This window comes from Hydrogenovibrio thermophilus (genome assembly GCF_004028275.1).
GTDB lineage: Bacteria > Pseudomonadota > Gammaproteobacteria > Thiomicrospirales > Thiomicrospiraceae > Hydrogenovibrio > Hydrogenovibrio thermophilus.
Genome location: NZ_CP035033.1, coordinates 1737237 through 1750655 on the forward strand (window position 1 = coordinate 1737237; position 13419 = coordinate 1750655).

Here is a 13419-nt window from a genome sequence, read left to right on the forward strand (position 1 = left end):
TTTGGAATCAAATCGGTTTAACGAAAACGTCCGACACCCGGTCGGCCAATTCTTGAAACGACCGACCGTCCGGCATGCAACCGTCCGGTTTTAAATCCAGTAGCGGCAACAATACAAAGTCCCGTTCCGTCATAAACGGGTGCGGCACCTGCAAACGCGGTCCGTCAATAACCGTTTCGCCATACAGCAGCACATCCAAATCAATCAAGCGCTCGCCCCAATGGCGTTTTTTGACTTTGCCCTGCGTACGCTCGATGTCCTGTAATGCATCCAACAATGCCAAAGGCGACAGTCGGGTTCTGACCCAAGCGACGGCATTGACAAAATCCGGTTGATCCTGAGGTCCCTGCGGGCGAGAGCCATACAATTGAGACACACCTTGCCAATGAGTTTCCGGTAACTTTTTCAAACGCTCAATCGCAGTCAAAACCTGCTGTTTGGGGTTTTCCAGGTTACTGCCAATGCCGATAAAGACATCGGTTTCCCTCGCCGTTATGGTCGTTGTCATCGCTGTAGGCTTCAGGCGTCGTCCGACGACACCGTTTCCGCCTGGTCGCCACGACCGTGGCTGCGTTTACGGTAAGGATTTCGATTGCGTCGAGGACGACGACTCCGACCTTTCGGCTTTTCCACATCATTGGCAAACGCCACCTGATCGACCGCATCCAAATTTTGATATTCCGTCCACCAGTCGAACACTTCTTTCAGACTGTCGTCACCCGCTGCAACGCGAATGCCCATAAAATCATAAGCCGCTCGGAAGCGTGGATGCCCCGACAATTTCTGCGGTCGATTACCGTGCCGGTTCAGCAGCCGGAATTGCAGGCTCCAGATTTCCTTGATTTGGGAAATGAAACGCTTCGGAATCGATGTGGAATAAATTTGTTGTTCAATCACATCGTTGGCCGCAGCAAACATCGCATCCTGACGGGAAAAGCCTTCCGCCAAATGCTGCTCCATACGCTGCAACATCGGCTCCCACAGCATGGCTGCGAACAAGAACGACGGATTAACCCCTTTTTCGGCCTGAATACGGGCATCGGTACTCTTCAGGGCTTCGATGACCAGCATGCGCGGAAAGCCTTCCGACTCTTGCGACAATAGGTGATGCGTCTGCGGGAACAAAAAGGTGAAAAGCCCAAAGTGACGCAGTTTTTCAAAGACTTCAATCGCCACCCCGCTGTGAAACAGCTTCAGAACCTCTTCGAACATACGGGCGTGCGACACGTCTTTCAACAAATGTCCCAACTCGTAAATCGGCGCCTTGGTGCGTGGCTCGATTTCGAAGCCCAGTTTGGCGGCAAAACGCACCGCACGAATCATGCGGACCGGGTCTTCCCGGTAACGGGTTTCCGGATCGCCGATCAAACGCAGTTGTCCATTGCGCAAGTCGGTCATGCCGTCAGCGTAATCCACTACTGAAAAATCGCGAATATTGTAATAGAGACTGTTGATGGTAAAGTCACGGCGCCAAACGTCTTCGTCGATGGAACCATACACATTATCACGCACCAAACGCCCGGAATCGTCCACCGCGCGGGTATTGTTGACTTGCTTACGATTGCCCGACTGACGCCCTTCGCCATCGCCACGGAAGGTCGCCACCTCAATGGCGTTTCGCCCGAAATACACATGGGCCAAACGGAAACGGCGCCCAATCAAGCGACAACGGCTCTTAAACACCGCTTTGACCTGCTCCGGCTCGGCATTGGTCACCACATCGAAATCCTTCGGTTCCAAACCTAACAAAATGTCACGTACCCCGCCACCGACCAGATAAGCCTCATAACCGGCACGCTTCAAACCGTAAAGTACATCCAACGCTTCCTTATCGATTTGCTTACGGGAAATCCCATGCTGTTTACGATCAATAATCTTGAGTTTGGAAGGCGATTGAAAAGAAAGGTCTGAATCAGAGGCAGAGAAAAAGGATTTTATTTTATGAATCAATCGTTGCATATTTATAAGGATAGGATTTTCGAGTGGTTAAAGAAAACATTTTAACGACTTTTCCACAGACTGCAATCCACTTGCGCACGATTCACACTTTTACAAGTCCACTAAACTCGAAATGCTTTCTCTCCGTTTCCAAACCAACAGACGCCTTGACCGCTCGCTTTTTCATTTTAAAAGTGCGAAAATAATCGGCTAAGTCCTTGCACGACAAGGCCGATTTCACCGCCATTCGGCGAAAAACAATTGTGACCTTTAAAAATTATTAATAGGCTCTTTTTAAACAAACGTTAACGGAACCAACGGAAAATACCATGAACAAACCGACATTATTCAGCGGCATCCAGCCTTCAGGCGACCTTATGATTGGCAACTACATCGGGTCCATCAAAAACTGGGTGCAGATGCAGGATGATTACAACTGTCTTTTTTCGTTGGTCAATATGCACGCCATCACCGTCGAACAAAGTCCGCAAGAGCTGGCAAAGCGCAGTCTGGATTTTGTCGCCTTGTATCTGGCCAGCGGCATCGACCCGGAAAAAAGCACCGTCTTCATTCAGTCCCATGTACCGGAACACGCCGAACTGGCCTGGTTGCTGAACTGCTCGACTTACATGGGCGAGCTTAACCGCATGACGCAATTCAAGGACAAATCGCAGAAACACGCCCAGAACATCAATGTCGGGCTGTTCGACTACCCGGTTCTGATGGCGGCGGACATCCTGCTGTACCAAACCGAAATGGTACCGGTCGGCGCGGACCAAAAACAACATTTGGAACTGACTCGTGACTTGGCGGTACGTTACAACAACCGTTTCGACCGGGAAATTTTCAAGGTACCGGAACCGTTCATTCCACCGGCGACGTCCGGCGGACGCATTATGAGTTTGCAGGACCCGACCTCGAAAATGTCCAAGTCCGACGAAAACAAAAACAACTTCATCGCTTTGCTCGATGACCCGAAAACCATCATCAAAAAATTCAAAAAAGCGCAAACCGATTCCGGCACGGAAATCACCTACGACGTGGAAAACAAACCGGGCGTGTCCAACCTCTTGACCATCTACTCGGTCATCAGCGGGCAACCCATCGACGAGGTGGTCAAACACTTCGAAGGCAAAATGTATGGCCACTTGAAAGTCGAACTGGGAGAATTGGTCGCCGACTACCTGCAGCCAATCCAGGAGCGTTACCATACGATTCGTAACGATGAAGCCGAACTGAAAGCGATTTTGAAAAAAGGCGCCGACACGGCACGCGAAAACGCTCAAAAAACGTTGCGTGACGTTCAGGAAGCGATTGGTTTCGTTTTACCATAAACGCTAAGATTTTTATCTTACCGCCCATAAAAACGACCAGGCCTGGTCGTTTTTATGTTTTATGCGGAAAGCCGTTTTTCGTTCCTCGTATTTTTATGCTTAAATACCCTTCTCAAGCGCTCAAGAATTTTTTCGATTCAACCGCACTTTTTTCAGGCTTGATTCTTTTCCCCTTTTTCACCTAAAATGTTACACAAAAGTAACGCATTTAATTTATAATCCCATAACAGTATATTTTCTGGCTTCCTCTGCCCGGCTCAAAGCGCCGCTCAACACAGTCGATGCCGTAATGCTCTGACCCTCATTCAAAGAACATAACAAATGGTAGGTAAAATAATGAAAAATTTTACATCTCGTTCAGCACTCAAATTCAGCGCCCTGGTTTTATCGGCCGGGCTTGCGGTCACGCTCAACGGCTGTGACAGCCTAACGGGTGGCGGCGATGCAAAACAAAACGCCGGTGCCGGTATGCACCGTATGCCGCAAGTCGGTATCCAAAAAGCCGAACCTACCCAAGTTCCCAATACGCTTTCCTTTACCGGGCGCGCGGTGCCGTTCACCATCGCCGAAGTCCGTCCACAGGTCGACGGCATCATCACCGAGCGTTTGTTTGAAGAAGGTCAGCATGTATCAAAAGGTGACATCCTGTACAAAATCGACGATGAAACCTACCAAGCACTTTACGACAATGCCCAAGCCGAGATTAAAAAATCCCAGGCCTTGTTGACCAACGCCGAATTGAAAGTGAAGCGAAACCAGCGTTTGGTGAAAATCAACGCCGTCAGTGAGCAGGTGCTGGACGATGCCTTGGCGACTTTGAGAGAAGCCAAAGCCAACCTGGAAGCCAACAAGGCCGCCTTGAAAACCGCTTCCATCAACTTGGAAAGAACCAAAATCAAAGCACCGGTATCCGGCATGATCGGTCGATCCAGCTTCACCAAAGGCGCTTTGGTCATGAATAACCAAGCGGAAGTCATGGCCACCATCCAACAACTAGACCCGATTTACGTGGATTTCTCCGTGCCGTCTTATTACGCGGCGATTCTGAAGCGTGCCATGAAAAAGAACCCGGAAATGAACATCGAAAAATTCCCGGTCACGATCACATTCGATAACGGCGAGAAATACGAGCACACCGGCCACATCAAACTGTCTGAATTCAGTGTCGACGAATCGACCGATACCATCATTCTCAGAACCGAGTTCGACAACCCGGACACACAACTGTTACCCGGCATGTTCATCCGTGGTTCCGTCATGACCGGCTACCATAAAGACGTTTACTTAGTGCCTTCCCTATCGCTCAGTCGCGATACGCTTGGCCATGCCTTTGTGATGGTCTTGGCCCAAGACGGCACCGTCACGGTACGTCCGGTCAAAGAAAAAGGATTGTACAAAGAAAGCTGGGTGATTACCGATGGCTTACAGCCAGGCGACCAAATCATCGTCAAAGGCTTGCAATTTATCCGTCCCGGCATAAAAGCCGCCGTTATGGGCGCTAAACCCGATGCCGCACCAAGCGCCACAAAAGCACCCGAGAATGCTAAGGAAGGAAAATAAACATGGCCGCAGAAAAGCTCAATAAAGCCCGTCGCAGCTTTGCGACCCATTTCATCGACCGGCCGGTCACCGCTTGGGTTATCGCGCTGTTAGTGATGATTGCCGGCGTCATTTCCATCAAAAGCTTACCGGTTTCCCAGTTCCCGTCCATCGCGCCGCCGATGATCAGTGTGACGGCCACCTATCCGGGGGCATCCGCTCAAGTCATTGAGGACACGGTCACCCAGGTCATCGAGAACAAGATGAAAGGCCTGGACGGCTTGTTGTACATGTCGTCCACCAGTGAGTCGACCGGACAAGCTGAAATCCAACTGTATTTCAGAAACGGTACCGATGCCGACATTGCCCAGATGCAGATTCAAAACAAGCTGCAAACGGCCATGTCGTCAATCCCCGATGCTGTACAGAAACAAGGGATTCAAGTCGCCAAAAAGGCGCGGAACTTCTTGATGGTGGTCACGCTCGTTTCGCCGGACAAAAGCTTGAACGCCTTTGACCTGGGAGACTATGCCGCCACCCATATTATTGATCAAATTAGTCGCGTCGAAGGCGTAGGCGAAACCTTGCAGTTCAGTGCCGAATACGCCATGCGTATCTGGTTGAACCCGCATCAATTGGCGAAATACGAATTGACGTCCACCGACGTCGTCAGCGCAATTCAAGCCAATAACGCCGTAGTCACCGCCGGTCAACTGGGCGCATCTCCGGCTGTTGAAGACCAACCGATTAACGTGACGGTGAACCTGCAAAGTCGCTTGAAGACGGTGGACGATTTCCGCAACGTCATCGTCAAAACCGATGAAAGTGGTGCCACCATCACGGTCGGCGATGTCTCCCGCGTTGAAATCGGGGCCGATACGTACAGCAAAATGGCTCGTTACGAAGGCACCCCGGCGGCCGGTTTTGCGGTCAAAATCACACCATCGGCCAACGCACTGGACACGGCGGAACGTGTGAAAAAACGCATGGCTGAATTGTCGGAGCTGTTCCCGGACGGCATGGAATACCTCTTCCCATACGACACCACCCCGTTCATTCAAATTTCCATCGAATCGGTCATTCAAACCCTGATTGAAGCCGTCATCCTGGTGGTTTTGATTATGTACCTGTTCCTCGGGAACCTGCGCGCGACCTTTATCCCGACAATTACGGTGCCGGTGGTGTTGCTCGGTACTTTCGGGGTACTGGCCTATTTCGGTTATTCCATCAACACCTTGACCATGTTCGCGATGGTACTCGCCATCGGGTTACTGGTGGATGACGCCATTGTCGTGGTGGAAAACGTCGAACGGGTGATGCACGAAGAAGGCCTGCCGGCCAAGGAAGCGACACGTCGTTCCATGAATCAGATTTCCGGCGCCCTGATCGGCATCGGCCTGGTTTTGAGTGCCGTCTTCCTGCCGATGGCTTTCTTCCCGGGGTCGGCCGGGGTCATTTATAAACAGTTCGCCGTCACCATCGTATCGGCCATGGTGCTGTCGGTGATGGCCGCGTTCATTTTAACACCGGCGTTGTGTGCCACCATTTTGAAACCGGTGGATAAAGAAAAAGAATCCCGCGGCTTTTTCGGTTGGTTTAATCGCAACTTCACCCGCGCGACCAACGGCTATGGTCGAGGCGTTAAGGGCGTTATCAAACACCGTTATTCGTTCTTGCTGATTTATGCCCTGATCGTCGCGGCTACCGGTTATCTGTATACCAAAACGCCATCCGGCTTCCTGCCGGAAGAAGATCAAGGCTTCATGTTCACTCAGGTCATGATGCCGCCAGGCGCGACACGCGAGCAAACCCTTGCAGTGGTCAAACAGGTCGAAGACCATTATTTGAGCACCGAGCGCGAAAACATCGCCAGCTTGTTCACGGTGTTGGGCTTTAACTTCTCAGGAACCGGGCAAAACACCGCCATCGCCTTCATCAACCTGAAACCATGGTCGGAACGTTCCAGCCCGGCACAAAGTGTCAACGCCATTGCCGGACGCGCCATGGCCAAGTTCAGCCAGATCAAGGAAGGCATGGTGTTCGCCTTCGGCCCGCCACCGGTCATCGAACTGGGGAACGCCACCGGCTTCAACCTTTACGTGAAGGATAATGCCGGACTCGGACGCGACAAACTGTACGACGCCCGTAACCAGGTATTGGGCATGGCGAGCCAAAATCCAAACTTGGTTGGCGTTCGTCCGAACGGCCAGGAACCGGCGCCAGTGTTGGAAATGAAAGTCGACAAACAGAAAGCCGAAGCATTAGGCTTGAAAGTTTCAGACATCAACACCGCCTTGTCTGTGGCCTGGGGGAGTGCTTACGTCGATGACTTCATCAAACAAAGTAAAGTGAAGAAAATCTACGTGCAGGCCGATGCCCCTTACCGGATGCGTCCGGAAGACATGCAGGACTGGTATGTTCGCAACAACCAAGGCGAAATGATTCCGGCGACGGCCTTCCTGACCACTCAGTGGACCAAGGAATCACCGAAGTTAGAACGTTATAACGGCGTTCCGGCCTTGCAAGTGCTCGGGGCGTCTCCGCCGAACGTCAGTTCCGGACAAGCCATGCAAGCGATTGAACAGATTGCCCAAACCCTGCCGAAAGGCATCGGCATCGAATGGACCGGCTTGTCTTATGAAGAAAAAGCGGCGGGATCGAAAGCTACCTTGCTTTACGCCCTGTCGATTCTGGTCGTCTTCCTGTGTTTGGCCGCGCTCTATGAGAGCTGGAGTTTACCGGTCTCGGTTATGTTGATCGTGCCATTGGGGGCCTTAGGGACTTTGATTGCCGCGAACTTCTTCCAGATGCCGAGCGACATTTATTTCCAAGTGGGCTTATTGACAATCGTCGGCCTGGCGACCAAAAACGCCATCCTGATTGTCGAGTTCTCTAAAGAATTGGTGGAAGAAGGTGTCGAAGCCGTCGAAGCCAGTATCCGTGCCGCAAAAATGCGTTTGAGACCGATTTTGATGACCTCTTTGGCCTTCGGTTTCGGGGTTCTGCCATTGGCGTTGAGCGCGGGCGCCGGTTCCGGTGCGCACCATGCGATCGGGATCGGGGTATTGGGCGGTATGGTCAGTGCCACGGCACTGGGCATCTTCCTGGTACCAATGTTCTTCGTTGTGATGCAGCAATGGTTTGCCAAGAAATTGACCAAACCCGCTGCAGAGTAACCTAGAAAGACAGTTTTAAGTTTTCTTTCGATTGCCCGTCCCAAAACCGCCAGGTCTGGTGGTTTTCGACGGGCTTTTTTATGCCCGCCTGATTCCCCCCAATCCCCCTTCTAACTATTCATACATTCCTGACGCCTTTTCCTCAAAGCCAATCAGAACCCAACCAATGTGTGGCCCCAAACTCACACATTCTCACAAACGCTATTCAGCACTATCTACTACAAGCACCCTCTTCCCCCCTTATTTCAAACGATGTCATACCGATACCGCATAGAATGGATGACTCCAGAGACACCCAGTAGGCATAAAAAAACCCCGTATGAATTAACTCATACGGGGTTTGTTCGCCCTCATCACTGACGCCTATCGCGTCAGCCTATGGGTCTGGTTTATTTGCCCAGCGACACATGATAGTGCGGGTCTTCCGACACATTCACTTCCACCAAGTCTCTGGCTTCGTCCAACAGATTCTGGCACTCAGGGCTCAAATGCTTCAATACGATTTTCTTGCCTTCGGCTTTGTATTTTTTCGTCAGGCTATCAATCGCTTCCACCCCGGTGTGATCGTACACACGGGAATGCTGAAAATCGATGTGTACGCATTCCGGATCGCTTTTCGGATTAAACATATCAATAAAGTTCTGCGACGACGCAAAGAACAAAGGGCCGTACACTTTATAAATTTTACCTTTTCGGCCGTCATCCGACGTCATTTCCGAGGTTTCCACCATGACTCTTTGAGCATGTTGCCATGCAAAGACCAATGCCGACACAACCACACCGGCAATCACCGCCACCGCCAAATCGAAAATCACCGTCAACGCCGTCACCAGCACCATGACAAACGCATCCATCTTGGTCATGCCGCGCATGATATTCCAGCTCGACCAGTTAAAGGTGGCGATGACCACAAAGAACATCAAGCCAACCAACGCACCAATCGGCACCATCTCAATCCAGGGCGCCGCAATTAACACGATCACCAACAAGCCCAACGCGGCGGTAATGCCGGACAAGCGCCCAGTGCCGCCGGAACTGACGTTAATCATCGACTGACCGATCAAAGCACAGCCGCCCATGGTGCCGAAGGTACCGGCCGTACAGTTGGCCGCGCCCAACGCGATACATTCACGGTTCCCTTTACCGCGAGTTTCAGTGATGTCATCAATCAACGTCATCGTCAACAAGGATTCCACCGAACCGATAATCGTCAAAATAATCGCATAGGGCAAAATAATCCAAAGCGTTTCCAGGCTGAAGAAGTTATCCGGCAACGCCGTCATCCAGGTCATGCCTTGGAAACCGTTTTCCGTTCCGTCACCGAACACCAACGATTCCAAAGTACCGGACACCGCCGCTTTATCGCCGACCGTAACGGTATTCATATCAAAGAAAATCACCGCCAAAGTCACCAGTACAATCGCCGCCAACGCGGATGGCACCGCCTTGGTCAAGCGCGGCAACAAATAAATAATCGCCATGGTGACGGCAATGATGCCCATCATGATGTACAGACTGTCGCCGGACAACCAATTGCCGTCCGTATCTTTAAACTGAGTAAACTGGGCAATCAAGATGACCAATGCCAAACCGTTCACGAAGCCGAGCATGACCGGACTCGGCACCATGCGGATAAACCGCCCCCACTTCATCCAACCGATGAATATCTGGAAACCCCCCATCATAATGACCGCCGCGAACAGGTAAGTGGCGCCGTGCTCCATCACCAAATGCATCATCACCACCGCCAAGGAACCGGCCGCCGCGGAGATCATACCCGGGCGCCCGCCGAACATGGAGGTGATGAAACCGACGATAATCGCGGCATACAACCCGACCAACGGATGCACCCCGGCCACGAAGGCAAAGGCGACCGCTTCCGGCACCAACGCCAGCGAAACGGTAATGCCCGACAAGGTGTCGGCTTTGTATTTACGCCAATCAAAGGCGTTAGAGGGGGACTGAGTCATCTTGAATCCTTTCTTTTGAAAACCGCGCAAATTCTAACAGAAAAAGCGTAAAATGAGGCGTTTTATCCAGGCCTCGGCACAAGCCGGGCCCGAGCAACCCCTTAAAAACAAACGGGAAAATCAAAGGCTATAAATCAAAGGCTATCTTATGTGGATCAACCATATCGGCGAAATCATGATGGGCGTTTTCATCCTGCTGATTGCCGTTCATTTCGGACTGCACTTCTATTTCAAATCCGTCAAACGTAAAAAAGCGAAACAACGCAAAGCATCATCGGAAGCGGCTGCCAACCCAACGTCGGACCCAAAACCGAAAGAATAAATATCGATTGAATAAATCAAAAACGCCCAGGCCTGGGCGTTTTAAAGCAACGAATATCGACCTCGCCGCCTACCGACGGCTTAGTCATCACTCGATATAAGAACAGCAATAATCGGCCACGGTTTTGACCTTGATGCCGAATTTTGAATTGGCCGGTACATTGAAGGTTTCACCCCCAACCACGGTTTGCCATTCGGTTTCACCCGGCAACAACACCTCGACTTCTCCGGCCAACATTTCCATGATTTCCGCCGCTTCGGTACCGAATTCATAATCGCCCGGCAACAAAATGCCTAACGTCTTCTTGCTGCCATCCGAAAACAACAACGTACGGCTGGTGACTTTTCCATCGTAATAAATATTCGCCGCTTTTACGGCGGTGACGTTCTCAAACTGTGACATCGGCCATCCTTATCAGACACAAAAAAGAAACGTATTATAGCCGAAGCCCCGCTGAATGAAAGCGCTTAACGCGGGTGCGAGGCGTAATAAATCTCACGCAGGAAAATCAGCAACCCCACAATCAAGGAGGCCATGGCCAGAATAAACAGTACCGCGATGAGTACCGACCCGTTAAATGCGAAAAACGCACTCAAGAACATGATCATAATCACCAGCGCCACCAGCAAACCGGTCATGGTACAGGCCAGAATCGCGTGATTGAGATAACGGCGGCGGCGCTCCAGAAAATCCAAACGTTGGCGGATTTCGCTGGAACGACGGTCCACCGGGCTTTGCGATTTCTCCATGAGCAGGATGTTGCTCAACTCCTCCGACTTGGAAACAATCCGAGACAGACGACTGACCAACACCCCGAGCAAGCTCCCGATACCGGCCAGCAAAAACACCGGCGCCACAGACAGCTGAATCAAGTGGGACACCGTATTTACCGGCACGGCATCGGAAAACAACTCGGTCATGAAGTTACCTTTTTAAAGTGTTAGAAAATACTAAGAAATAAAACGACGTTACGAACGTTCGTGGTCCGCACCGATGAATTCGATCTGATAACCGTCCGGATCTTCGGCAAACGCAATAATGGTGGTACCGGCATTCATCGGCCCCGCCTCGCGAATGATTTTACCACCGGCCGCTTTCACCGCGTCCGCCGCCTGATAGACATCGTCCACTTCAATGGCGATATGTCCATAGCCTTCGCCCAAGTCGTACGAGGAAACACCCCAATTGTAGGTCAATTCCAAAACCGTGTTGTTCTCTTCATCGCCGTACCCCAAAAAGGCCAGGGTGAATTCGCCTTTCGGATAATCTTTGCGGCGCAACAATTTCATACCCAACACATCGGTGTAGAACTGAATCGATTTTTCCAAATCGCCCACTCGTAACATGGTGTGCAATAAACGCATGTTGACTCCTTATTCTAATTCGTTTCCATTAATCGGTTTCAAGAACAGCAACACGATCAACGCCAGCGGGCCGAACAAAATGCCCAGAACCGCCCACGCGTACGGAGAACGCCCTTTCATTTCCGCCAGCTTCATGCAAATAATGCCGATGACCAGCAGCAACAGCAACCATAAAAAGTGCATCATCACGCCCTCCTGTCAGGAATCGTCGGCTTAGTCCTTGACGTTTTCCAGTGCTTGTTCGATATCCGCAATAATATCATCTATGTGCTCAATGCCAATGGACAAACGCACCAAATCTTCCGAAACGCCGGCTTTTTCCAACTCTTCCGGGCTCAATTGGCGGTGCGTCGTGGTCGCCGGGTGACACGCCAACGACTTGGCATCACCGATATTCACCAAACGCAGAATCATCTGCAACGCATCAATGAACTGACCACCCGCTTCACGTCCGCCTTTAATGCCAAAGCTCAAAATACCGGAACCGGAACCTTTCGTGGTCTTCACGCAAACGTCATGATACTTGTCATCCGGCAAAGACGCATAATTCACCCAAGACACTTTCGGATGTTGTTTCAAGTATTCGGCCACCTTCAGGGTGTTCTCGCAATGGCGCTCCATGCGCAGCCCCAAAGTCTCCAACCCTTGCAACAACAAGAAAGCGCTGTGTGCCGACAAGGCCGCGCCGGTATTACGCAACGGCACCACACGACAACGGGCGATAAAGGCCGCCGCCCCAATATCACGCGTATAACTCACGCCGTGATAAGACGGATCCGGCTCGTTCAACATCGGGAAACGTTCCTTGTTCGCCACCCAGTCGAATTTACCGGAATCAATGACAATCCCGCCCAAGGTAGTGCCGTGACCACCCACGAATTTGGTCAAAGCGTGAATGACAATGTCCGCGCCCAAATCAATCGGGCGACACAAATACGGCGTCGCGACGGTGTTATCCACCATCAACGGCAAACCGTGCTTATGCGCGATTTCCGCCAGGCGTGCCACGTCCACCACATTCCCGGCCGGATTTCCGATGGACTCACAGAAAATGGCGCGTGTTTTGTCGTCAATCGCCGCTTCAAACGCGTCGTAATCATCCGCCTTCACCATTCGCACTTCAATCCCCTGACGCGGGAACGTATGCGCGAATAGGTTATAGGTGCCGCCATACAACTGGCTGGTACTGACAATATTGTCCCCGGCCTGCGCGATGGTCTGAATCGCATAGGTAATCGCCGCCATACCGGTGGCCAACGCCAAACCCGCCACACCGCCTTCCATTTCCGCCATGCGTTTTTCCAATACATCGCACGTCGGGTTCATGATTCGGCTGTAAATGTTCCCCGGAACTTTCAGGTCAAACAAATCCGCCCCGTGTTGGGTGTCGTCGAAGGTATAAGACGTGGTTTGATAAATGGGAACAGCGGCCGATTTGGTGGTACTTTCCGATTCATAGCCGTGGTGAAGCGCGATGGATTCCAGTTTCATATTGATCCTTTATGAGTTAGCGAAGCAATGCCACGTCTCAAATAGCAAGCCGTGCTTGTTAAGACATTGTTATTGCAGTTATTTTATTATTTTCAGCACGCCAGCATCGAACATCATTAATAATTTCCATCTCAACAGGACAAAAATTAATACTTTATTTTCAACAACATAGCGTTTGTTATCTAGCATTAATACTAGTGATATTTCCGTAATCTGTCAAATAGAGACGACCTGAATTCACATACTTGAAATCTGCCAGGCCTGGTCAAATTCTGCACAAAAACC

At 51.1% G+C, this 13419-nt stretch carries 12 protein-coding genes; 4 read left to right on the top strand and 8 right to left on the bottom strand.

Annotated elements, in window-relative coordinates; all coding sequences use genetic code 11:
• Positions 1 to 7 precede the first annotated feature (7 nt).
• Together folK and pcnB are read right to left on the bottom strand one after the other, a co-directional pair.
• The gene (folK, locus tag EPV75_RS08210) at positions 8 to 508 is read right to left on the bottom strand and encodes a 2-amino-4-hydroxy-6-hydroxymethyldihydropteridine diphosphokinase (protein ID WP_128385064.1); all 501 of its coding nucleotides are present in this window, start codon (positions 506 to 508) and stop codon (positions 8 to 10) included.
• 11 nt (positions 509 to 519) lie between these two features.
• Positions 520 to 1959 carry a polynucleotide adenylyltransferase PcnB gene (gene pcnB / locus EPV75_RS08215; RefSeq protein WP_128385065.1) on the bottom strand — a complete coding sequence of 480 codons (1440 nt, stop codon included), beginning with the start codon at positions 1957 to 1959 and terminating at the stop codon, positions 520 to 522.
• A gap of 308 nt (positions 1960 to 2267) precedes the next feature.
• On the opposite strand from pcnB, the gene trpS reads away from it, so the two are divergent.
• From trpS to EPV75_RS08230, 3 genes are all read left to right on the top strand, one after another.
• Complete coding sequence (gene trpS, locus EPV75_RS08220) at positions 2268 to 3272, top strand: tryptophan--tRNA ligase (RefSeq protein ID WP_128385066.1); 1005 nt, start codon at positions 2268 to 2270, stop codon at positions 3270 to 3272.
• A gap of 336 nt (positions 3273 to 3608) precedes the next feature.
• Entirely contained in the window at positions 3609 to 4832 is a 1224-nt protein-coding gene (locus tag EPV75_RS08225) for an efflux RND transporter periplasmic adaptor subunit (protein ID WP_128385067.1), read from the top strand.
• 2 nt (positions 4833 to 4834) lie between these two features.
• Entirely contained in the window at positions 4835 to 7987 is a 3153-nt protein-coding gene (locus EPV75_RS08230; RefSeq protein WP_128385068.1) for an efflux RND transporter permease subunit, read from the top strand.
• Positions 7988 to 8376: 389 nt separating this feature from the next.
• Here EPV75_RS08230 and EPV75_RS08235 read toward each other — a convergent pair whose 3' ends face one another.
• Positions 8377 to 9957, bottom strand: a complete 1581-nt coding sequence (locus tag EPV75_RS08235; protein WP_128385069.1) for a SulP family inorganic anion transporter — start codon at positions 9955 to 9957, stop codon at positions 8377 to 8379.
• A gap of 148 nt (positions 9958 to 10105) precedes the next feature.
• Between EPV75_RS08235 and EPV75_RS12250 the strand changes: the two genes are divergently transcribed.
• Positions 10106 to 10279, top strand: coding sequence for a hypothetical protein (locus EPV75_RS12250; RefSeq protein WP_164730740.1), 174 nt, complete (start codon positions 10106 to 10108; stop codon positions 10277 to 10279).
• Between the two features lie 87 nt (positions 10280 to 10366).
• On the opposite strand, the gene ppnP is transcribed toward EPV75_RS12250, so the two are convergent.
• The 5 genes from ppnP to EPV75_RS08255 all read right to left on the bottom strand — a co-directional run bounded on the left by ppnP (position 10367) and on the right by EPV75_RS08255 (position 13134).
• Complete coding sequence (gene ppnP / locus EPV75_RS08240; RefSeq protein WP_128385070.1) at positions 10367 to 10681, bottom strand: pyrimidine/purine nucleoside phosphorylase; 315 nt, start codon at positions 10679 to 10681, stop codon at positions 10367 to 10369.
• A gap of 65 nt (positions 10682 to 10746) precedes the next feature.
• Positions 10747 to 11199 carry a DUF2721 domain-containing protein gene (locus tag EPV75_RS08245; RefSeq protein ID WP_127119522.1) on the bottom strand — a complete coding sequence of 151 codons (453 nt, stop codon included), beginning with the start codon at positions 11197 to 11199 and terminating at the stop codon, positions 10747 to 10749.
• Between the two features lie 48 nt (positions 11200 to 11247).
• The gene (gene gloA / locus EPV75_RS08250; RefSeq protein WP_068649680.1) at positions 11248 to 11643 is read right to left on the bottom strand and encodes a lactoylglutathione lyase; all 396 of its coding nucleotides are present in this window, start codon (positions 11641 to 11643) and stop codon (positions 11248 to 11250) included.
• A 9-nt stretch (positions 11644 to 11652) separates the two neighbouring features.
• The gene (locus tag EPV75_RS12255; protein ID WP_164730739.1) at positions 11653 to 11829 is read right to left on the bottom strand and encodes a hypothetical protein; all 177 of its coding nucleotides are present in this window, start codon (positions 11827 to 11829) and stop codon (positions 11653 to 11655) included.
• 27 nt (positions 11830 to 11856) lie between these two features.
• Entirely contained in the window at positions 11857 to 13134 is a 1278-nt protein-coding gene (locus EPV75_RS08255; protein WP_128385071.1) for an O-acetylhomoserine aminocarboxypropyltransferase/cysteine synthase family protein, read from the bottom strand.
• Positions 13135 to 13419: the final 285 nt, after the last annotated feature.